Source organism: Sulfurospirillum diekertiae (genome assembly GCF_002162315.1).
Taxonomy (GTDB): domain Bacteria; phylum Campylobacterota; class Campylobacteria; order Campylobacterales; family Sulfurospirillaceae; genus Sulfurospirillum.
Map to the genome: position 1 here is coordinate 265,359 of NZ_CP021416.1, position 21,444 is coordinate 286,802.

Here is a 21,444-nt window from a genome sequence, read left to right on the forward strand (position 1 = left end):
TACTCAACAATAAATGCAAAACAAATCACAAAGCAATGATGGAATTTGGTAAAATTTTTAAGGAGATAGGGTCGAATGGATAAAGTTCGTATAGCAGAAATAGCAAAAGAATTGGGCATGAAAAATAAAGATATCATCGAAAAAGCGATGGGTATTGGTTTGGATGTCAAAGGACATGCAAGTGCAATTACTACAGAAGATGCCGAAAAACTCATAAACTATATTTTAAGTGGAGAAAATGCACAAGCAAGTAAACCATCTGCTCAACCTAAAACTCCAGAAATCAAAAAAGTTGAAGTTGTAGAGACGCCACCACTACCTGTCGTTGAAAAACCTATAGTACATGAAGTAATAACGCCTAAAACGAAAACTTTAAAAGAAAAAGAGCTTGAAACAGGGATTGTTGCTAAAGCAGTCCTTCACGATGATCAAATTGCCAAAGTCGCAACAGAAGCATCAAGTGACACAGAAGAGGATATGGAAGAAAAATTAGATCCAACAAATGTACGCAAGCGTAGAGGTTTGGTGATCGTCAAAAAGAAACGACCTGATGTGAAAGAAGTCGAAGTTGAAGAGAAAGAAAGTCCATCATCTTTTTATGGTGCTAGAGAAAATACACCTTCACGAAGCATCGAGTCTATGTTCTCCTCTTCAAATGCCGCTAGTGAATTGCAAAAGAAGAAAAAGAAAGTAAAAAAAAGTACCTGCGGAGAAAAAAGCAAATGCAGAGAAATTAGATCTTACATTGAATATTGAAATGGCAGATACGAATATTGATACGGAAGAAGAGGACATGATTGTTCTCCCCGATCTTAATGTCGGTATTACCATTAATGAAGAAGCTAAAAAGAAAAAACAGATTGATCCAAGTCAAATTAGAACGACGAAGAAAACCAACTTTGTGATGCAGGGAATTCAGAGAGTGGGACGTAAACGTAGACGTCGCCCTTCTCAAGTTCAAGAAGTTGAAGCCATCAGTGCAATTGAAATTCCTGAAGAGATTAGAGTATATGAGTTTGCAGAGAAAATCAATAAATCGGTTAGTGAAGTCATTAAAGAGCTTTTTTCTCTCGGTGTTATGTTCACTAAAAATGACTTTTTAGATAAAGATTCAATTGAAATTTTAGCGGATACTTTTGGTGTTAATGTTACAACAGTCAATGATCAAGAAGCCTTTGACTATGTTAAAGCATACGATGAAGAGGGTGAGGCTGGTGAGCAACATCTTGTTGAGCGTGCTCCTGTTATTACGATTATGGGTCACGTTGATCACGGTAAAACTTCATTGCTTGATTACATTAGAAGTGCCAAAGTAGCAGCAGGCGAGGCGGGTGGTATTACCCAACACGTGGGTGCTTATATGGTTGAAAAAAATGGTAGAAACATTACCTTTATCGACACACCAGGTCACGAAGCCTTTACGGAGATGCGTTCACGTGGTGCAAAAGTGACCGACATCGTTATTGTCGTAGTTGCTGCCGATGATGGTGTTAAACCTCAAACGAAAGAGGCTATTGAGCATGCCAAAGCAGCAGGCGTTCCTATTATTATTGCTGTCAATAAAATGGATAAAGAAGCCGCTAATCCAGATCTTGTTAAAGCACAACTGGCTGAGCTTGGTATTACGCCTATTGATTGGGGTGGAGAGCATGAGTTTGTCCCAGTATCTGCAAAAACAGGTATGGGTATTGAAGACTTACTTGAAACTATTTTATTACAAGCGGATCTTTTAGAACTGAAAGCCGATCCAAGTAGAGAAGTTAAAGCAACGGTAATTGAGAGCTCTTTGGAAAAAGGAAGAGGTCCTGTAGCTACCGTTGTTATCGAAGATGGTACGATACGCGTGGGTGATATTGTCGTGGCGGGTATTGCTTTTGGAAAAGTAAAAGCATTGTTGAATGACTTAGGTCAGTCTGTTAAAGAAGCACTACCAGGTGAGCCTGTTGTTGTTCTAGGTTTGAGTGAAGTTCCTGGTGCTGGCGAAACATTGATTAGCGTTAAAACTGATAAAATCGCACGTGAATATGCGAAGAAAAAAGCAGAATACCTCCGTCAAAAAGAGCTCTCTAAAACAACAAAAGTAAGCTTAGATGATTTGAGTGCCATGATTGCTGAGGGTGCATTAAAAACATTACCAGTTATTATTAAAGCAGACGTTCAAGGTAGTCTTGAAGCGATCAAAGGTAGTTTAGAAAAGATCAGAAATTCTGAAACAAAAGTTCATATTGTCAGTGCAGGTATTGGTGGAATTACAGAGAGCGATGTAGCGCTTGCAAGTGCCAGTTCGGACTGTATCATCTTAGGTTTCCATGTACGCCCTACAGGTATTGTGAAAGAAAAGGCTCGCAGTGCGGGTGTTGAGATCAAAACCTATAACATTATTTATGATTTGATTGATGATGTCACAAACTTAGTGACGGGTCTTATGGCTCCTGTGATTCGTGAAGAAAATATCGGTCAGGCAATTGTTAGAGAAGTCTTTGCCGTTCCTAAATTGGGTCATATCGCTGGTTGTATCGTTACAGATGGAACGATCAATAGAGGTGTTAAAATTAGGGTTATTCGTGATGGTGTTATCATCTATGAGGGTAGTGTTTCTTCTCTTAAACGTTTCAAAGATGACGTTAAAGAGGTCGGTAAAGGCTATGAATGTGGTGTAGGCATTGAAGGCTACACAGATATTAAAGTAGGCGATTATATCGAAAGCTTTAAAGAGGTTGAAGAAAAAGCGAAACTATGATAGACAAAAGTATTAAAATTCAGAGAACCCAGAGCGTTTTAAGAGAACTCATTCCTGAAGCGCTTTCCACCTTAGAAGATGAGATGCTTCGCGGTGTTTGTGTGGTTGATGTCGAGTGTAGTCGTGGAAAGTACGATGCGATTGTCTATTTAGATGGTTCTATTTATGATGAGGCAGAAAAGCGTTATATTCTCTCCCATCTTGATCGTGTTCAGCGTCATATCCAAACACATTGTATGCAAGCGGAAGGGTGGTTTCGTTGTCCTCGGTTTACATTTCATTTCGACGATAGTTTAGAGCGCCAAAACAAGATGGATGCTCTGTTTGCAAAGGTTGAAGAAGAGCTCAAAAAAGGTAAAAATAACGATGCTTGATAAAGAACAGATGGTCAAAATTGTTGAAAGCTGCGGCGTATCTTTGTATGATACCGAAGTTGTCAGTGAATTTGATAAAAGAATTTTTCGCCTTTATATCACTTCAAAAGAGGGCATTAGTCTTGATAAATGCGCAGAAGTGAGTCGTATTTTATCGCCTATTTTCGATTTAGAGCCACCACTTGAGGGTGAATACCTTTTTGAAGTCAGTTCTCCTGGTATTGAGCGAAAACTCACCAAGCCTGAACATTTTATAGCCTCAGTTGGTGAAAAAGTCAAAGTAAAATTGAACAATAAAGAGAAATTTATTGGTCTTCTTGAAGGTTTTGACGCTAATATTGCCTCTGTACGCGTTGAAAATGAACTCAAACAGATTTCTCTGGATGAGATTGAAAGTATTCGAACTTATTTTGAATGGTAAGTGCATTTGACACTGTTTTAATGCAAAAAGCACTTGATGTCGCTTGGGCATATCAAGTGCTAACTTTCCCAAATCCTGCAGTGGGTGCAGTTGTAAGCAATGAGCAAGGCGATATTTTAGGGATTGGCGCACATCAAAAAGCTGGAATGCCTCACGCTGAAGTCCTTGCACTTAAAGCGGCTTATGAAACACTCACCGAAGATAGACGCATCCGTACAATAGAGGATGCATCTGAACTTCATGCATTTTTAAAAGAACACCATAACTCTCTTTTTCACAATCTGACATTACATGTAACGCTAGAGCCATGTCATCATTTTGGCAGAACACCTCCTTGTTCAGGATTGATTGACGCTTTGGGTATTAAGCGAGTAGTCATTGGTTCTTTTGATGAGAGTAACACTGCCAAGGGCGGTGGTGCTTTTTTACAAAAGAAAGGGGTTAATGTTTCATTTGGGGCACTTAAAGAAAAATGTGATCTTCTACTCATGCCTTTTACATGTAAAGAAAAAAAACGCCCTTTTGTTTTTTTTAAACTTGCAGTGAGTAGCAATGGTGTAGCAACTGGAGGAATCATTACCTCTCTTGATTCGCGAAAAATGGTACACAATTTACGAAATTGCTGTGATCTTTTAGTGATCGGTGGCAATACGGTACGAACCGATCGTCCCATTCTTGATGCACGATTGTGTAATGGAAAAGCACCCAATATTCTTATTTATTCCAAACAAAAATCATTTGATGTAACGATTCCCCTTTTTGATGTTCCCCATCGTTCTGTAATGATTGAAGAGACACTGGATAAAATCAATGATTATTCAATGGTGATGATCGAAGGGGGACAAAGCATGCTTAATGCCCTTTCCCACAAAGTTGAATGGTATTTAATTTTTGAATCACCCCATGCAAAAGAAGGTGAATCAATTATCTTACCACGGGGACTCCAGAAGATTTTTTCTCAAAAAGTAGGCGAAGATACTATGAGTTGGTATTATAAGCATGGAGAGTGATTTTTTTATCTTTGAAATCCTGATAGTCTTGCTAGCAGGATTTTTTCATGGTATTGTTGGTTTTGGCTTCCCAATGATTGCCACGCCACTTTTTGTTCTTTTCCTAGACCTCAAACAAGCTGTTTTATACACTCTTTTTCCCACGCTCATAACCAATGTTGTCAGTCTTAAAAAAGCGAATTCTTTTAGTGATATCTGGCGAGGATTTTGGCTATTGATCCTCTCGGTAATGGTAGGAAGTATTCTAGGGACACAGTTGCTTGTAGCGCATTACAGCCATTATTACAAACTTATATTAGCAGGCGTTATGCTTTTATACCTCAATAAAGAGCGCTTACATCTTTCTTTAACACGTGCTGTTGCAGAGCAAAAAAATATGACGACCATTATAATGGGCGTTTTAAGCGGTTTAGTAGGTGGCATGGCAAATATTATGTCACCAATGTTGATTATGTTGATATTAGAGTTTAAGTTGGATAAAAAACGGGCTATTGGCGTTATGAGTTTCTGTTTTATTGCCAATAAAATTTTACAAATACTCATCTTTGGTTACCATGGCAGCTTTAGTTTCGATAATGGTGCGCTGATCATACTTTTTGTATTTATTTCATTGATAGGTTTTTGGATAGGAAATAAAATTCACGAGCGTATTGATGAAAAGCTTTATACGGCTATTTTAAACAAGATGCTTTGGGTAATTTCGTTTTATTTGATCTACTCTACTTTTTACATGTAAAGATTTTTTTTCGCTATCAATAGTTTTTGAGCTTCTTCGTAGTGTGTTTTAGACAAGGATAGAGTCTTTGGAATTAAGGGTGCATATTTTTCATAGGTTTGCCATACTTGAAGTGCTCCTTCCTTCTTCCCTTTGCATGCGAGCGCTAAGGCGGTAGAAGCGTTGATAAGACCTTTAAGAATTTTTGCTTCATCTGCATACTCTGGAAGTTTTTTAAGACGATGCCACTCTAGTTCCAATACTTCATGACCCTCAACAAATTGGTTTTGTGAAACGACCTTTATAAATTCTTCTATGGCGATCATGTTACCTCTTTAGTTTCGGTTTAGGTGAAGGCTCATGCAAATAAAACCCTTGTCCAAATTCAATGCCAAGTTCTTGTACTTTTTCTAAAACTTCTTTGTTATGTATAAATTCAGCGACGACCAAAATACCAAGGTTTCTTGCAAAATGAGTGATCGTTTTAACCGTCTCATAGGCGTTAGCATCCGTATCAAGATGTTTAATCAGCGAGCCATCGATTTTGATAAAATCAACATTTAAACGCAAAAGGTATTCAAAGTTAGAATATCCTGATCCAAAATCATCAATCGCGAGTAAGCAGCCATGCTCTTTTGCTTGCTGTAGAAATGTTTGTACCTCTGTTGAGTCTTCTAAGCCTTCTGATTCAACTAGCTCAAGGGTGATATGTCCTTTGAGTGTAGGATACTGTTTAAGTAGATCGAATAATAATTGGATTGTATCTGGCGTTAGAATATCTTCTTGTGTAATATTGATTGAAATATCACAATATAGTTCAGCAGCAGCTCTAAATCCTTCTTGCATAACAAAACGCGTCAGTTGGTCATACAGGTGTATACGCTTAGAAAGATCAATAAAATGATAGGGAGAAATAATGTTGCCTTTCGCATCAATGAGACGGATGAGCACTTCGTATTTTTTACGTGATGGTTCCTTTACATGTAAAGGAACAATTTCCTGAAAAAAAATCGTAAAGCGGTTCTCTTTCAGGGCACTCATCAGTGTTTCATTCCATTGGATATCTTTTTGAAGACGCTCTTCAAAGCCCTTGTTATCATCGTAAATAACGAAAGCTTTATGCGATGTTCGTGCTTCTTTCATCGCAATTTCAGCACGATTATAGAGATAGCTCGCTCCATTTGCAATACCACAACGAAGGGAGAGAGGATAAAATGTATTTTGGATCAGAAGTCCCTCATGATTCAGGATCGTCAGGATGTGGTGACACTCATCGTTAAATGTATTATCGGGAACAGACGTATCACAATAAAGGGCAAATTCATCACTATGGAGGTAAAAAAATTGCCATGACTTGGACATAAGTTGTTTGATAGTGATGGCTAAATGACGCAAGTAAAGATCACCAAAGGCTTGCCCATGCAGGGTATTGATGTCGCGAAAACCAGAAATATTTAGAATGGCTAAGTGAGGGTTACTAGCGTGTTCAATGGCTTCTAGGAGCACTTTACGACTTGGTAATTCAATAAGTTTATCTTTGCGCAGATGATCTACCTGCTCAAAAAGTTCACTCACGTCGTAACGAATGGCAATATACTCTTGAATATTTCCTTGATCGTCAAACAGAGGCATAATAACGGATTTAACATAGTAGGCTGTTCCATCTTTACGTCTATTTTTTACAACACCTTTCCATGTTTTTCCTTCTTTGAGCGTTGTCCACATCTCTTTAAAAAAACTATGAGGGTTATCGGGATGTCGCACAATATTGTGTGGTTTGCCTAAAAGTTCTGATTCGTTATAGCCAGAAATAGCAATAAATTGTTTGTTGGCATAGGTAATAATACCTTTGGGATTGTTTTTTGAGACGATGGTGTTTTCATCTACGGCCTCTTTGTAGTGTTCAAGGAGGTTCGTCTGCTTCTCATGATCATAAATAAGATGTGCAATTTCACCCAATTCATCTTTTTGGCGTGAGAGAGCTGCAATATAATTAAGATTATGGCTTTTAAGTGCCATAGAGATACGCTTAATCGGTATAAAAATAATGTTTTGGGTGAGAAAATAAAACAGTACCATGGTACAGAGAATAGTAAGGAATCCTAGAAATGCCATAGTGTTTTGAAATTCATTCATAAAAAGTAAAAGTGAAGTGGAATAGTTAAAATCGAGATAGCCAATCACTTCATTTTGCAAGGAAAGAAGTGGAAGTTCAAAATGCTGATCACCAAAAGGGTGATTCTCTTTTTGAAACAAGGTGGTGTATCCAAGAGTCGTATGTTCCATATTTGTGAGGAATGATTGATCAAAAAGACGTCCTAAAAGTAAAAATCCTATGGGATCGCCTGTTTGTACTAAATGTGATGAAGTATAAATTGGTGTTAAAAAAAATTGGATAAATGTTCCATTTTCAAAGTGATAAAACTCTCTTAATGAAGAAGATGAGGCATTAAATGATGATAAATCAAGATTTATGTTTTGTACCCCATCACTTTTATGGGTATAAACCTGCTTTTTTGAAGCATCAAAAATAAAAAGATAATGAAGTCCAAATGCAGAGAGTAAAGGTTCTAAATTATCTTTGTTCTTTGCCAAATCGGGGGTATTAACAAATGCCTTTATTTCATCCAAACGTGAGTAGTTAAGACTTATTTGCCTTAACACACTATTTTCAAGATTTAAGACTGCTTTGTAGCGCTCAAACACACTACTTTGCTCTTGTACAATCTGGCTTTCTTCTTGTGCTTTTTTGACAAACCAGACACTCGTAATGAAGATGAGTGTGAGTGTAAGGATGATTGTGCTGTAAAGTGCGTATGTTTTTGCTATTTTCATGCTCTAGTATAGTGAAATGCGATTTAAATTTGCTTTATTTTAAAAAATAAGATACACTATTTTCCTAGAAAGATGAGGTTCGAGTTCATCTTTGGTAGTTTTTTGATACGTGACCTTTAGTTAGCATCCTAAAATACTCCAAAAATACTCAATTTTCTACTTTTCGATCTTATAACAGGAGCATATGATGGCTTTATTAGAGGGAACCGTTAAATGGTTTAACAATGAAAAAGGTTTTGGATTTATCCAACCAAACGATGGCGGAAAAGATGTATTCGTACACTTTCGTCAAGTAAATAGATCGGGTTATGGTCGTGTATCTTTGGCAGAAGGCCAAAAAGTTACTTATGAACTAGGCGAAGGTCCAAAAGGCCCACAAGCTGAGAACGTAACAGCACTATAATTCTTCGGGGGAGATTTTCTCCTCCACCTCTTTTTCAAACCAATAGTTAAATTCACTTCCTTTTTGCTCTTCTGATTTCACTTCGACCACAATACCATACTTATCACAAATACTTTTCACAATACTAAGACCTATTCCAAAACCACCTTTATAGATATCACCTCTGTAATGGCGCTCGAAAATCTTTCCAATTTCTTTAATGCCTACTCCTTGATCTTGGACATGAAAACAGAGGTGTTGATGCTCTTCTTTTAACGAGACATGAATGATGGTTTGAGGGGGCGAATATTTAATCGCATTGGTTAAATTATTATCAATGATACGTTGTAACTCAATACGATTGATACAGACATACTGATCAGGTTCAATGTCTGCGGCAATGCTAATCTCTTTTGAAAAGCTCAATGCCTCAAAATAAGCAATACGATCTTCCAAAAACGTTGAAAAATCAAGTAATTCTGTTGTATAGGTGATCGTTTTATTTTTAATGAGGTATTCAAGGTCATCATACAATGTTGAAAGTGTAGAAAGAGCCGCAAGAGTGCGACTAAGGCGTTTATCTTTGTATTTTTGTACCAAGCCCTCAATATTGAGTTGCATAATACCTAGAGGCGTTTTAAGCTCGTGCATGACGTCGGTAAAGAAGAGGTTCATCCGTGTGGACGTTTCAATGTAAGGTTTGAGAAGTAGTTTTAAAAGAAGGTACGAAAAGAGTAACATTCCCACTAAAACAACACCGATAATCACTAATATATCAAAAATAACTTGCGAATGAGATATCTCTTTTTGCACGATTAAAAACTTTACATGTAAAGCATTGGGCGCAAGAGGATGTTTGTAAAAAAGAGAAGTGTTATTTTTAAAAAATTCATCATTAAAACTCGGAATAGGCTCTTCGATCAGTGAAAATACGATGTGGTTGTTGGCATCTAAAAGAGCGCTTTTAAAGATGATGGAGCGTGGAAACAAAAAAGTTTTTTGCAAAGGCAGAATGCTCTGAATGGTTGACTCAATCTCTTTGGCGTAGGAGCGTAACTGTACTTCTTGGTTCACTTGACTCAGGCGCAACGAAACGGAGAGATAGTTTAAAATCGGAAAAGAGACTAGCAAAAGTGTAAGCAGTGTGAGAATAATAGCAAAGATAAATGCATTTTTGGTTTCACTTTGCAATTTTATATCCTATGCCTTTCGCGGTGATGATAAAATCTTTATCGGTCTTGTCTCGTAGCTTTTTAATGAGCATACGTATATCATTTTCGCCCACCTCTTTGCCTTCCCAGACGTATTCATGAATGAGCTCAATGGAAATAAAATTTCCTCTGTTCTTAACTAAAACAAAAAGAAGTTTTCGTTCATAATTACTTAGATTGACCTGCATCTCTTCAAACCAAAGACTCTGATCATCACTGTGGTAGGAAAACCCATGGGTGAGAGGGATAACATCGAGTGTACTATGAAGATGGTAACTTTTAAGCGTTTGAGAGACACGGTATTGAAGCTCTTTCAGTGAAAAAGGTTTGCGTAAATAGTCATTACACCCCAGTTCATAACCTAGCGAAAGATTATTGATGTCGGTGAGTGAGGTAATAAAAATGATGGGTAGATCAAGCTTGGCTTTACGAATCTCTTTTAAAATTTCATACCCATCCATATGGGGTACACGAATGTCTAAGAGAGCAAGGTGGTACTGTTTTTCAAAGAGTGCATCAAGGGCGACAAGTCCATCTTCAAAGGCATCCACATCGTAGCCCATCTCTTCTAGTGAGTCTTTAATACTCTCATTATAAGTGTGGTCATCTTCAAGGAGTAAAATTTTCATCGAATGAGTACCTCACGTTGCGTAGAGTTTGAAATGGCAGGCTCTAGCGTTTTTACATGTAAAGGTGTTGTATAGGGAGTGAGAGAAGCACGAAGGAGCAAAGACTCCTTCAATAAAGATTCACCAAACCAGATACCAATATAGCCAACCTGTTTAGCTTCAATGTCAAACAGTGGCGTAAAGCCAAAGAGTACACCATTTTGTCTTGCAAAGCCTTTCTCTAAAGTTGAGGTAGAGATGATGGCACTTAAGGCATTAATGCACCCACTAGGGCAGCTATTACTGACAATTACATAGTTATCAATTTGATCAAGTTCTTTCATCCATTCACCAACTTCTAAAAGTTCTTTATCCATCAATACAACAAAATTAATTTTTTTTGCATTGAGTTTTTGAGCAACTTCATCAAAACTAATGATAATCTCTAATGAACCTATAAATGTCTCTTTAGCATAAATAGGGCAGAGTGCTTTAATATTCAATCGTTTACCCAGTTCAATGGCAACGAGAGGCATTTTGGTTTGTTGAAGCAGTGCTATCCCTTTGCGAAATGTTGAAAGGTCATCTCCATAATCTTCAAAATCCCAACTTCTCACATAGGCTTTTGAATCTTTCGTATGGAGTTGTACTTCAAGGTTTTCAATTTGGAGATACTGTTTTATTTTAGAAATTTCACTCTGTAAAGTTTCAAAAAGTAACGCTCTGTCATTGGTGAGGTAACCCTCTTTGAGTGTTTCACTTTGTGAGAGCATCAGTGCTATACTTAAAGCAAGTTGTTTTTCATTGGAAATGAGCTCTTGAGTAAGTCCAAGAACACTCTCCACACTGTTTTTAGCATCTTCGATATAGAGGTTATGGTTAGCGCGATAGATCAAAAAGCCAAGGCTGAGTACCAACGCACAAAAGAGTCCAAAAAAGAGTGCAAAGATGCGGAAATTTTTTGATGACAGATCCTTTTTAATAGAAACCATTGCCAAATTATACCTTAAAAGTACAGTGGAGAAATTGACGATAAATTGACATGAGAAGCGTATGATAATCCCATGAATTATTCTAAAGGAGGCTTTTATGAAGGTAGATTTGATGCTCAAACTAGCATTGGTCGCATCCTGTGCAAGCGGGCTTTTTGCATTTGATGTTGGGGAACTTGCGAAACGAAGTGACCAAGGCTTTAAACCAGCTGTGGTGAAAGATTGGCAAGCACCCGATGAAAAAACGATTCCTAATAACCTATTTGGCGATTATGTGCGCTATGGTAAAGCGTTAGTCCAAGAGACGTATAAATACATTGGTCCTGAAGTTGCTGATAAAAAAATGCGCTATGCGGGTAATAATCTTGCATGTAACAGCTGCCACTTAGATGCAGGAACTAAAAAATACTCTGCGGGTTTTATGGGTGTTTTTGCAAACTTCCCACAATACCGTCCACGTGAAAATGCTATTGGTACGATTGAAGAGCGTATTAACGGCTGTATGGCACGTAGTATGAATGGTAAACCATTGCCAGAGAATGGTAAAGAGATGAAAGCAATGGTGGCCTATATGTACTGGCTAGCGCAAGGTGTGCCAATTGGCGCCAAAGTAGAAGGAAGCTCTTTAACCAAAGTCGATCGTAAAATGATCATGAGTCGCGCGGCTGATCCAATTGCGGGCGAGAAGGTCTATAAAGAGATGTGTGCTTCGTGTCATGGTGACAATGGACAAGGTGTCAAACGTGAAGGCAAAGCGATGGGCTATGAGTTTCCACCATTGTGGGGAAAAGATACCTATAACACGGGTGCTGGTATGTTTAGACTGATTAAAGCAGCTGACTGGATTGTGGCGAATATGCCACTGGGTGCAACCAGCGATGCTAAAATTTTGAGTGACGCTCAAGCGTATGATGTCGCAGCATATATCAACAATTACGACAAAGAACGCCCCATCAAAGCCAATAAAGACAAAGATTTTCCTGATCTTAAAGTGAAAGCGGCCGATAGCGATATTGGACCTTATGATGATAACAAAACACGTCTTCAACATAAAGTTGGTCCTTATCAAGGCATTATTATCCCTGCTAAAAAAGCAGAGTAAATACCCTGTGGCAAACTTCGGTTTGCCACTACTTCATTAAAGATCCTCTCTAAAATACCACACCCTTTTACATGTAATGATTTTTTGTTTATACTATTACTTTATAATAAACTATTCCATACAAAAGAGCGCACATGACCAAAGAAAAAACTCATCTCAGAGACGCAAACCTTGCACCGTTTTATTCAGTTGCATTGTGATAAAAAGCATCAAGATGTTCCTAAAAAAAAAGGAGTCTTAGAGGTCAGTTTTAAAGAAGAGTCTTTATGTGAATTGCCATACCATATCTGTGAAGAGTGTGAAACATTGTTTATTTATGGCTATGGAAAGCTTAAAAATTGTCCGCATGAGCATAAGCCAAGCTGTCGCAAATGTCCCGATCCATGTTATGACAAGCCAATGTGGAAAAAGATGGCGCAAGTGATGAGTTTCAGCGGGATGCAATTAGGGCTTACCAAAATTCGCAAAATCTTTTCCAAATAATGCTGCCGTATCTCAGCCATAAAGCGCATATGCAAAGCGTGTATGGCGAAGCACTTTTTAGTGTCCCTGTTAATGTGGAGTTTGGTTGCCCCAATCGCGAGCGTGATGGCAGTGGCGGCTGTTCCTTTTGCCCCGAACACGGTGCTCGCGCAGCTCAAATTGCAGATGCAAAGAGCGTGGAAGAGCAGATGCAAAAAGCGCTTTCCTTTGCCAAAAGGCGTTACAACGCCTCCTCCTTTGCGCTTTACATTCAAGCCTATACGGGAACATTTGCTTCCCTTATCAAACAAAAAGAGACCTATGAAAAACTGCTCTCACTGTATCCTTTTCGCGCATTACATGTAGGCACGAGACCTGATTGTCTGGGCGAATCGACACTGGAGTATTTGGCTGAACTGAATCAAAGCATTGATGTGGTAGTGGAACTGGGCGTGCAAAGCTTGCACGATGCGAGTTTAAAACGCATCAACCGAGGGCATGATGCCGCCTGTTCGCTAGAAGCCATCAAACGTTTACATGGTAAAGGTTTGAAAGTCTATGCGCATCTCATTATCGGCTTGCCTCATGAAACACCTGCACTGTGGAAAGAGAGCGTGCAAGGCTTAGTAGATGCGAGCATTGATGGCATTAAATTTCACAATTTACATGTCATTCAAAACACCGACTTGGCACGCGAGTTTTCCCAAAATCCTTTTGCCCTTTTAAGCGAGTATGCCTATGCCGAGGCGCTGATGGAACTGCTTCGGTTTGTTCCTTCACACATTCCTATTTTACGTCTTGCCACCGATACACCTGAACACGAACTAATTGCTCCAAAGTGGCATATGGCTAAAGGACAATTTGGTGAATATGTGGCGCAAACGATGCGCTATCGGGGAATCCGACAGGGTGACTTAGTTGAAAAACAGCCCGAAGAAAGTTATGAAATACCACAAAAAATAAGCCTAGAAGATGGAAGTACGACTTTTTGGAATGAAATCTACCGTGATTACTACCATCCCAAAGCAGGCGCAACCCGTCAGGCCAAAGAGCTTTTCCTCGCACACTCCAACCTCAAAACGCGTCTTGAAAAAGGTGATGTGAAGCTTTTGGAGATTGGTTTGGGTATGGGTTATAACAGTTTTTGTGCGGTTGAACTTGCGCAAAAGATGAGTAAAAACCGTTTACATGTAAAGACGATTGACCACGATCGAATGCTCTTACAAAAGGCTTCTGCTGTTATTTCGGATACTTTACATGTAAAGATGTTGAATGCTCTTTTTACATGTAAACGATACGATGATGATTTTGCGAGCGTTGAGTTTCTAAATGCCGAAGCGCGCTATGCTGCCACCCTTTTGCGCGAACCATTTGATGTCATTTTTTTAGACCCGTTTATCGAGAGCAATAACGCTTCACTCGTCACGTTAGAATTTTTCCAAAACCTGCGAAAACTGCTCAAACCTGATGGCATTTTAGTCGCTTCAACCACTTTACATGTAAGCCAAGTGGGGTTGAATCTTGCTGGCTTTGATGCGGTAGTCATCAAAGATGCCACGAGCGACATTCAAGGCATTATGGCGACACTTTCTTCGTCAAGCTATTTACATGAAAAAGAACCCTACCGTGATATATACGGCGTATATAACGATAAGCAAATCGAAACACTACATCAAAAATCGTCTAACTAAATCTAAAATAAACTTCATAATTTACATAAAATTTACATAGGAGGACTAAGATAGTCATACTTAAATCTTAGATAAAGGATAAAAGATGACTCAAATGCTTAGCCGAAGGGGATTTATAAAACTCTCTTCTACCGCTGCTGCAGTTGCCAGTCTCTCTAGCATTCCAGGAACACTGGGTGCAATGGAAGAGAGTCAAAAGCACTACAAAGGCAATGCCAAATTTACACCAAGTATTTGCGAGATGTGTACAAGTTCGTGTACCATTGAAGCACGTGTGGAAGATGGTAAAGGTGTGTTTATTCGTGGTAATCCAGCTGATAAAGGAAGAGGCGGTAAAGTCTGTGCTCGTGGTGGTTCAGGGTTCAATCAACTTTACGATCCACAACGATTAGTCCATCCTATTATGCGTGTGGGTGAGCGTGGTGAAGGAAAGTGGAAAGTGGTCAGTTGGGACGAAGCTTACACTTTTATAGCCAAAAAACTAGATGAAATCAAACAAAAACATGGCGCGCACACCGTAGCGTTTACAGCACGTAGTGGTTGGAACAAAACATGGTTCCATAATTTGGCACAAGCGTATGGTTCTCCAAATATTTTTGGACATGAAGCGACCTGCCCATTGGCGTACGATTTGGCGATGGATGATATTTTTGAAAATGGTGTCAGTCGTGATTTTGCCAAAGCAAAATACATCATTAACCCAAGCCATAACGTCTTTGAAGGTATTGTTATCTCGTATGCACGTCAATACATGGAAGCATTAGAACACGGTGCTAAAGTCATTTCTCTTGATCCAAGACTTTCAACGATGGCAGCCAAAGCGAGTGAATGGCATCCGATTAAACCAGGACATGACCTTCCTTTTGTCCTTGCATTTATTCACACTCTCATTAACGAAAACCTTTACAATAAAAAATTCGTTGAGAAATACTGCGAAGGCTTTGATGAGCTTAAAGCATCAGTGGCTGAGTATACTCCTGAGAAAATGGCGTTGGAGTGTGATATTCCAGCTGATACCATCAAACGTATGGCGCGCGAATTTGCCAAAGCAGCACCGAAAGCCATTTTTGACTTCTGCCACAGAGTTACCTTGACACCTCAAGAGTTAGAACTTCGTCGTGCGATTATGATGTGTAACGTCTTAGTGGGTGCCGTGGAGCAAGAGGGTGGTTATTACCTCAACAAAGGTGCAGGATTCTACAATAAATTCCTTGGCGAAACTGATGCCAAAGCACCTGTACTTAAAAAACCAAAAATTCCTGCCTATCCCAAAGTAGAATTCCCAAGAATTGATCGTATTGGTGAAAAAGACAGTGAATTTTTCTTAGCCAAAAAAGGCAATGGTATCGTTACATTGATTCCTAAAGCGACGTTAGAAGATCTTCCAGGAGTTCCTTATCGACTTCATGGCTGGTTTATCGCACGTAACAATCCTGTCATGACACAAAGCAATACCGAAACGGTCATTAAAGCGATTAAAGCGATGGATTTGGTGGTTGTTATGGATATTCAAGTCTCCGATACTGCTTGGTATGCTGACATCGTCCTTCCAGACACAACATACTTAGAGAGAGATGAAGAGTTTAATGCAGGTGGCGGCAAAAATCCAACTTATGATGTCGGTCGACAAAAAGTGGTTGAGCCTATTGGTGAATCTCGTCCAGGTTGGAGAGTGGCTAAAGAGTTAGCGGAAAAAATGGGTTTAAGTGCCTATTTCCCATACAAAGACATCGAAGATTACCGTTTACAACAAGTGGGAGATAATATCGATCTTTTGGCAAGACTTAAAGCAACAGGAATGGCGAGTTTTGGTGTGCCTCTTTTGCTTCAAGATAAAAAAAGTGTGGCAGCATTTGTTGCAAAATATCCTAGTGCAGCCAGTAAAGTGAATGAAGAAGGCACGATTGATTTCCCTCATAAAATCAAACTTTTCAGCCCAGAACTTGAAACGGTTTCTAAAAAAGGCGCTTTAAGTTACGAGCCTTATAAATACAAAGAGGCTGATGAGCTCTACTTTATCAATGGAAAATCAGCCGTTCGTACCAATGGACACAATGGTAACAACCTCTGGCTCAATAATCTCTGTGATGATGCAAGCGTCTGGATTCATCCTAAAACGGCTGCACGCCTTGGCATTAGCAATGGGGATAAGATTGAAGTCTCTAACAAATATGCAACGCAAAAAGGCAAAGCGCTTGTTACCAAAGGTGTGAGAGAAGACACTGTGTTTGCATATTTTGGATTTGGACATATCAGTAAAGAGCTCAAACGAGCTTATGGCAAAGGTGTTAACAGCAATTCACTTTATTCTCCGCATGTATCGGCTAACTGCGGTATGAATCTGCATGTGGTTGGCGTCAAAGTCAAAAAAGCGTAAGGGGAGGAAAGAACAATGGCAAAAAAATATGGAATGATCCACGATAATAATCTTTGTATCGGTTGTCAAGCATGCAGCATCGCGTGCAGGTCTGAAAATGAAATACCCGAATCCGTGTACCGTTTACAGGTTTGGGTGAAAGAAGAAGAGTATCCTAATGGCACGCTTGGCTATGAGTATCACCGCCAATCGTGTGTCCAATGTGAAAATACACCGTGTGTGAGTGTTTGCCCAACAAAAGCTTCACATATCACAGAAGAAGGCATCGTCTTAGTCGATGTTGATTTGTGTGTAGGCTGTTTGTACTGTGTTGCAGCATGTCCTTACCAAGCACGTTATGTCCATCCTGTGACCAAAGCGCCTGATAAATGTACTTTCTGTCATGATACACGCTTAGCCCGTGGTGAAGAACCTGCGTGTGTGACGGTATGTCCAACAGATGCACTTATTTTTGGTGACCTAAATGATCCAAAAAGTAAGATCAATCAAGCCCTTTCAACGCGTGTCACATATCGTGAAAAAGAAAAACTGGGAACTAACCCAAAAATGTTTATCGTACCTAACCATAAAGGAGGGATCAACTCATGAATCAAATATGGGGCTCAATGGAGCAATATAACACAGTCGTATGGCATTGGCCGATTGCGGTCTATCTTTTCCTTGCAGGTCTCTCTGCAGGAGCGATTATTTCAGCCATCGTGATTAAATGGATGAAAGGCAATGATGTCTCTCCTTGGGATGGCATTATCAAAGCGGGTTCTATTTTGGCGCCGGTTACCATTGGTGCAGGTTTGCTCCTTTTGATTACCGATCTTACGCGTCCGCTTCATTTTTGGAAATTGTTGATTCATTATAACTTTGGCTCTGTGATGACACTGGGTGTTTTGGCTTTGTTTGCGTATTTCCCTGTCGTCATTCTCTTTTTCATGGGCGTCTTTAAAAAAGAACTTTTTGAAACAGGACCACTTCAATTTTTAGCGCCTCTTGCCAATCTTGCATTGGCATATGCTAAAGTCATCGAAAGTGTGACACTGATTTTAGCCGTAGGTGTGGGTGCATATACCGGTTTCTTGCTTTCAGCAATGAACAGTTACCCCTTATTTAATACCCCTGTTTTACCAGCACTTTTTTTGGTTTCAGGTATTTCAGCAGGTATTTCAGCCAACTTGGTGGCAGGACTTCTTTTCTTTAACAGCAGTACCAAAGATGGCAATGTCAGTTACCTTCATGGGTTAGATGTCAAAGTGAGTTTTGTAGAGCTTTTCTTCTTATTCATTCTTTTTGTAGGAATGTTTTATCAAGGAGGATCGGCTGCGCATGTCGCCAAAGCAGCACTTAGCACGGGTGGACTTTCAACATTACTTTGGTTGGGTGTTATTGGCTTAGGGTTAGTGTTGCCTATTGGACTTAATTTTGCATTACCTCATGGTGTTAAACACTCTCACGGTTTTGTAATCTTCAATTCACTGATCGTGTTGGTCGGCGTTATGTCACTTCGTTATTATATTCTCTACGCAGGACAAATCTTCGTAGGATAAGTCAAGCCTTCGTTACCCACTAACTCCCTCCTAAGTGAGGGAGTTTTTCTTTTTAGATTTAATATGTAAAATTTGCATATTATGATAAAATAATCTTCTTATAAAAATTAGTAGTATCAGGTAAATATTAGATTACTTTGCAGATAAAATATCAAAATAAGGTGTTGTCGTGAAGTCGATGAGTTATTGTTACGAAACAATTGATGCACTTGAAAAGTTTTCAAGTGCTAATTTTAGCCCTAATAATCAACTCTTTATTCAACTTTTTTGTGGTGATTTTGACAAAATAAAAATTGCCTCTATCCTTCATCTTTTAAAATTAAAATTTCCCAAAAGCGTGATTATCGGCACCAGCACTGCAGGAGAGATTCAAGAGGGACATATTCAAGATAATACTATTTTACTTGTATTTTGTCAGCTGAAAAAGAGTGTAGCCAAAGCCTATTATTTTGCTGATGTAAACTTTGAAAGTGGACAAAAAGCGGCTACTTCGATTCTGGAAAAAGAGACTAAAGTATGTATTGCCTTAGCACATCCTTTTGGTGCGGATGACAGTGAAGATTTTATGAAAGGATTTAATAGCCTAAGAGCCGATATGCCTCTCTCTGGTGGAAATGCTGCTGATAATTTTTTATTTCAAAGTGCTTTTATTATTTGCGAGGATCAAATTTTAGATCATGGCATAGTGCTGGCTACATTAGGCGGTAAATCTTTACATGTAAACAGTGCTTATTCCCTTGGTTGGACACAAATTGGTCAAGAACTGACGATTACCAAAGTCCATAAAGAAGCTATTTATGAGGTTGATCATCAACCTATTCAAGAAGTCTATCAACACTATTTAGGGAATGATATTTTGCAAAACATTCCTAGCAGTGCCATGGAATTTCCTTTTATAAAAACATGTGATGAAATAGAAGTATGTCGCTCATTGATTGGTTCCAATGAAGATGGTTCTTTGATTTTTTCAGGACATTTGGATGAGGGGGAAAAGGTACATTTTTCGATTGGAAATATTGAAGAAATTATGGATAAAGCAGCTCTCATACAAGAGCAAATCAATGAAAAACCTGTTGAGACCATTTTTATCTATTCCTGTGCAGTTCGCAAACGATTTTTGCAAAAACAACTCAATTACGAATTTGGACTTTTACAGCAAATTGCTCCCACATCTGGATTTTTTACATATGGTGAGTTCTTTCATTCCAAACATGAAAACCAACTCCTTAATGTCACGACTACGGTGTTGACACTGAGTGAATCAGACTATATCATTTCTCATCCTTTGGGTGACAAACCAGAAACAAATGGCTCGACGCTTAAATCCTTAACCCACCTTGTCAATACAACCCAACATGAACTTGATGTTAATATGAATTTTCTTAATCAGTATAAAATGATTTTAGATGAGTGTTGTATTGTCTCTAAGTCCGATATCACTGGGCGTATTACGTATGCAAGTGAGCCTTTTTGTAAGGTTGTAGGTTACACAGAAGAAGAATTGTTAGGTAAAACACATCGTATGTTCAGACCAAGTGACGCTGACCCAGCTCTTTATGCAAATCTTTGGGAAACGCTCAAACGTAAAGAGATATGGAAAGGGATCGTCAGAGTTGTTATTAAATCGGGTAATGTCCATTATCTTCAAAATACCATTATGCCTATTTTTGATGAAGCAGGCAATACTCTGGAGTATCTTTGTGCTCATTTTGACATCACAGATTTAATTGTTAAAGATCAGTTGATTGAACAGCATTTCAAAGATGAACTCACTGGTTTTGGAAACCGTGAAGCACTTTTTCATCGCCTTCGTTTAGATCACAACACAAAATTATTAATTTTACTCAATCTGATTGGTTTTTCAGAGATTAATGATTATTTAGGGTACGACGTAGGCGATGAGCTTTTTAAAACAAATAGCTCATTTTTAATGAAGAGTTTTAACAGTCATGCAGATGTGGTTTTTCGTATTAATGGAGATGAGTTTGCGGTTTTACTGACAAGTCAAGATATTAAAATTATCTCAACTGCTCGTGACAACATTAAGCAAATGATTCATAGTCTTGAAAAAAAAGTTTTTATAATCAAAGGCTATGAAGTGGTTGTTCGGATTAATGTTGGTGTAGCCAAAGGAAGTTCTGATGAAATTTATATGCAGTCCCACGTGGCACTGAAAGAAGCTAAAACGCACAATCAAGCGGTCGTTTTTTATGAAGCTAACGAAATATTAAAAAACAAAACAAAGCATAATATTCAAATTATTCAAAAAATAAAAACAGCGATTGATCATGATTGCATTGTGCCTTTTTTTCAAGGTATTTATGACAATAAGTTGCATAAAATTACCAAGTATGAAGTGCTGATGCGACTTCAAGAAGAGGATGGTCATTATCTTAGTCCATACTCCTTTTTAGATCAAGCTAAAAAGACACGATTATATGGAAAACTTACGAAGATTATGATCAATAAGTCTTTTGAATATCTCAAAGATTTTGAAGTAGATTTTTCAATTAACCTTACGAAAGGTGATATTCTCTCGACTTCGGTGAAAGAGTGTTTGTATGACAATATCAAAAAATATCAGTGTGCAGATCGGGTAATTTTGGAGATTGTCGAGTCAGAAGGCATTGAAAATTTTGGTGAGATCACGGCGTTTATTCATGAAGTCAAACAGCTTGGATGTCGCATTGCGATTGATGATTTTGGAACGGGTTACTCCAATTTTGCTTACTTGGTTAAATTGGAAGTTGATATGATTAAAATTGATGGTTCTTTGATCAAAGACATTGATACGAATGAAATAAGTGCCATGACGGTAGAAACCATTATCTCTTTTGCAAAAAAAATGGGCTATGAAATAGTGGCAGAATTTGTGGATCGAGAAGCGATTCAAGAAAAAACTTTTGAGTTTACATGTAGATTTTTCTCAAGGTTATCTCTTTAGTAAACCAAGTCCTATTATTTCATCTTTTTAACTTGTTTTTAG

17 protein-coding genes and 1 pseudogene are annotated in these 21,444 nt (G+C 38.6%); 13 read left to right on the forward strand and 5 right to left on the reverse strand.

Translation table 11 applies throughout. From position 1 onward, the window contains the following. The first annotated feature begins 75 nt into the window (after nt 1-75). From infB to Sdiek1_RS01440, 5 genes and pseudogenes are all read left to right on the forward strand, one after another. Nucleotides 76-2,740, forward strand: a pseudogene (gene infB, locus Sdiek1_RS01420) (translation initiation factor IF-2). Next, nucleotides 2,737-3,114, forward strand: a complete 378-nt coding sequence (gene rbfA / locus Sdiek1_RS01425) for a 30S ribosome-binding factor RbfA (RefSeq protein WP_087437561.1) — start codon at nt 2,737-2,739, stop codon at nt 3,112-3,114. Before infB ends, rbfA begins: the two are co-directional and overlap by 4 nt. Further along, nucleotides 3,107-3,535, forward strand: a complete 429-nt coding sequence (locus Sdiek1_RS01430) for an LSm family protein (protein WP_087437562.1) — start codon at nt 3,107-3,109, stop codon at nt 3,533-3,535. The genes rbfA and Sdiek1_RS01430 overlap by 8 nt, the downstream gene beginning before the upstream one ends. Continuing rightward, nucleotides 3,529-4,545, forward strand: a complete 1,017-nt coding sequence (gene ribD / locus Sdiek1_RS01435; RefSeq protein ID WP_087437563.1) for a bifunctional diaminohydroxyphosphoribosylaminopyrimidine deaminase/5-amino-6-(5-phosphoribosylamino)uracil reductase RibD — start codon at nt 3,529-3,531, stop codon at nt 4,543-4,545. Before Sdiek1_RS01430 ends, ribD begins: the two co-directional genes overlap by 7 nt. Then, nucleotides 4,535-5,281 carry a sulfite exporter TauE/SafE family protein gene (locus Sdiek1_RS01440; protein ID WP_087437564.1) on the forward strand — a complete coding sequence of 249 codons (747 nt, stop codon included), beginning with the start codon at nt 4,535-4,537 and terminating at the stop codon, nt 5,279-5,281. The genes ribD and Sdiek1_RS01440 overlap by 11 nt, the downstream gene beginning before the upstream one ends. On the opposite strand, the gene Sdiek1_RS01445 is transcribed toward Sdiek1_RS01440, so the two are convergent. Together Sdiek1_RS01445 and Sdiek1_RS01450 are read right to left on the reverse strand one after the other, a co-directional pair. Next, nucleotides 5,272-5,586: a DUF309 domain-containing protein gene (locus Sdiek1_RS01445; RefSeq protein ID WP_087437565.1), complete on the reverse strand. Its 315-nt coding sequence runs from the start codon at nt 5,584-5,586 to the stop codon at nt 5,272-5,274. The two genes, Sdiek1_RS01440 and Sdiek1_RS01445, sit on opposite strands and share 10 nt — an antisense overlap. 1 nt (nt 5,587) lies before the next feature. Continuing rightward, nucleotides 5,588-8,095 (reverse strand): EAL domain-containing protein, encoded by a 2,508-nt coding sequence (locus Sdiek1_RS01450; RefSeq protein ID WP_087437566.1) that lies wholly within the window; start codon nt 8,093-8,095, stop codon nt 5,588-5,590. A gap of 184 nt (nt 8,096-8,279) precedes the next feature. Here Sdiek1_RS01450 and Sdiek1_RS01455 point away from each other — a divergent pair, with 184 nt between their 5' ends. Then, the gene (locus tag Sdiek1_RS01455; RefSeq protein ID WP_192866760.1) at nt 8,280-8,498 is read left to right on the forward strand and encodes a cold-shock protein; all 219 of its coding nucleotides are present in this window, start codon (nt 8,280-8,282) and stop codon (nt 8,496-8,498) included. Here Sdiek1_RS01455 and Sdiek1_RS01460 read toward each other — a convergent pair. From Sdiek1_RS01460 to Sdiek1_RS01470, 3 genes are read right to left on the reverse strand one after another with little or no spacing between them, the layout of a single operon-like run. Continuing rightward, a complete protein-coding gene (locus Sdiek1_RS01460; protein ID WP_087437567.1) occupies nt 8,493-9,668 on the reverse strand; it encodes a sensor histidine kinase in 1,176 nt (391 codons plus the stop codon). The two genes, Sdiek1_RS01455 and Sdiek1_RS01460, sit on opposite strands and share 6 nt — an antisense overlap. Continuing rightward, nucleotides 9,658-10,317, reverse strand: coding sequence for a response regulator transcription factor (locus Sdiek1_RS01465; RefSeq protein ID WP_087437568.1), 660 nt, complete (start codon nt 10,315-10,317; stop codon nt 9,658-9,660). Before Sdiek1_RS01465 ends, Sdiek1_RS01460 begins: the two co-directional genes overlap by 11 nt. Beyond that, a complete protein-coding gene (locus tag Sdiek1_RS01470) occupies nt 10,314-11,288 on the reverse strand; it encodes a cache domain-containing protein (protein ID WP_238099245.1) in 975 nt (324 codons plus the stop codon). The genes Sdiek1_RS01465 and Sdiek1_RS01470 overlap by 4 nt, the downstream gene beginning before the upstream one ends. A gap of 97 nt (nt 11,289-11,385) precedes the next feature. Here Sdiek1_RS01470 and Sdiek1_RS01475 point away from each other — a divergent pair, with 97 nt between their 5' ends. The 7 genes from Sdiek1_RS01475 (at nt 11,386) to Sdiek1_RS01505 (ending at nt 21,402) form a co-directional block, all read left to right on the forward strand. Continuing rightward, entirely contained in the window at nt 11,386-12,390 is a 1,005-nt protein-coding gene (locus Sdiek1_RS01475) for a c-type cytochrome (protein WP_087437570.1), read from the forward strand. A gap of 171 nt (nt 12,391-12,561) precedes the next feature. Beyond that, on the forward strand, nt 12,562-12,873 hold the full coding sequence (locus tag Sdiek1_RS01480; protein ID WP_238099088.1) for a nitrous oxide-stimulated promoter family protein: 312 nt from the start codon (nt 12,562-12,564) through the stop codon (nt 12,871-12,873). A 29-nt stretch (nt 12,874-12,902) separates the two neighbouring features. After that, nucleotides 12,903-14,543 (forward strand): tRNA modification radical SAM protein MnmL/YtqA, encoded by a 1,641-nt coding sequence (mnmL, locus tag Sdiek1_RS01485; RefSeq protein ID WP_238099090.1) that lies wholly within the window; start codon nt 12,903-12,905, stop codon nt 14,541-14,543. 85 nt (nt 14,544-14,628) lie between these two features. Next, a complete protein-coding gene (gene phsA, locus Sdiek1_RS01490) occupies nt 14,629-16,920 on the forward strand; it encodes a thiosulfate reductase PhsA (protein ID WP_087437573.1) in 2,292 nt (763 codons plus the stop codon). 15 nt (nt 16,921-16,935) lie between these two features. Further along, a complete protein-coding gene (locus tag Sdiek1_RS01495; protein WP_087437574.1) occupies nt 16,936-17,508 on the forward strand; it encodes a 4Fe-4S dicluster domain-containing protein in 573 nt (190 codons plus the stop codon). Further along, nucleotides 17,505-18,458, forward strand: a complete 954-nt coding sequence (gene nrfD, locus Sdiek1_RS01500; RefSeq protein ID WP_087437575.1) for an NrfD/PsrC family molybdoenzyme membrane anchor subunit — start codon at nt 17,505-17,507, stop codon at nt 18,456-18,458. Before Sdiek1_RS01495 ends, nrfD begins: the two co-directional genes overlap by 4 nt. 178 nt (nt 18,459-18,636) lie before the next feature. After that, nucleotides 18,637-21,402, forward strand: coding sequence for a bifunctional diguanylate cyclase/phosphodiesterase (locus Sdiek1_RS01505; protein WP_238099246.1), 2,766 nt, complete (start codon nt 18,637-18,639; stop codon nt 21,400-21,402). The last annotated feature ends 42 nt before the right edge of the window (nt 21,403-21,444 follow it).

Bases quoted from the DNA above. Each gene is read 5' to 3' on its own strand.
- rbfA (WP_087437561.1), top strand. From the start codon at position 2,737: ATGATAGACAAAAGTATTAAAATTCAGAGAACCCAGAGCGTTTTAAGA.
- Sdiek1_RS01430 (WP_087437562.1), top strand. From the start codon at position 3,107: ATGCTTGATAAAGAACAGATGGTCAAAATTGTTGAAAGCTGCGGCGTA.
- ribD (WP_087437563.1), top strand. From the start codon at position 3,529: ATGGTAAGTGCATTTGACACTGTTTTAATGCAAAAAGCACTTGATGTC.
- Sdiek1_RS01440 (WP_087437564.1), top strand. From the start codon at position 4,535: ATGGAGAGTGATTTTTTTATCTTTGAAATCCTGATAGTCTTGCTAGCA.
- Sdiek1_RS01445 (WP_087437565.1), bottom strand. From the start codon at position 5,586: ATGATCGCCATAGAAGAATTTATAAAGGTCGTTTCACAAAACCAATTT.
- Sdiek1_RS01450 (WP_087437566.1), bottom strand. From the start codon at position 8,095: ATGAAAATAGCAAAAACATACGCACTTTACAGCACAATCATCCTTACA.
- Sdiek1_RS01455 (WP_192866760.1), top strand. From the start codon at position 8,280: ATGATGGCTTTATTAGAGGGAACCGTTAAATGGTTTAACAATGAAAAA.
- Sdiek1_RS01465 (WP_087437568.1), bottom strand. From the start codon at position 10,317: ATGAAAATTTTACTCCTTGAAGATGACCACACTTATAATGAGAGTATT.
- Sdiek1_RS01470 (WP_238099245.1), bottom strand. From the start codon at position 11,288: ATGGTTTCTATTAAAAAGGATCTGTCATCAAAAAATTTCCGCATCTTT.
- Sdiek1_RS01475 (WP_087437570.1), top strand. From the start codon at position 11,386: ATGAAGGTAGATTTGATGCTCAAACTAGCATTGGTCGCATCCTGTGCA.
- mnmL (WP_238099090.1), top strand. From the start codon at position 12,903: ATGCAAAGCGTGTATGGCGAAGCACTTTTTAGTGTCCCTGTTAATGTG.
- phsA (WP_087437573.1), top strand. From the start codon at position 14,629: ATGACTCAAATGCTTAGCCGAAGGGGATTTATAAAACTCTCTTCTACC.
- Sdiek1_RS01495 (WP_087437574.1), top strand. From the start codon at position 16,936: ATGGCAAAAAAATATGGAATGATCCACGATAATAATCTTTGTATCGGT.
- nrfD (WP_087437575.1), top strand. From the start codon at position 17,505: ATGAATCAAATATGGGGCTCAATGGAGCAATATAACACAGTCGTATGG.
- Sdiek1_RS01505 (WP_238099246.1), top strand. From the start codon at position 18,637: ATGAGTTATTGTTACGAAACAATTGATGCACTTGAAAAGTTTTCAAGT.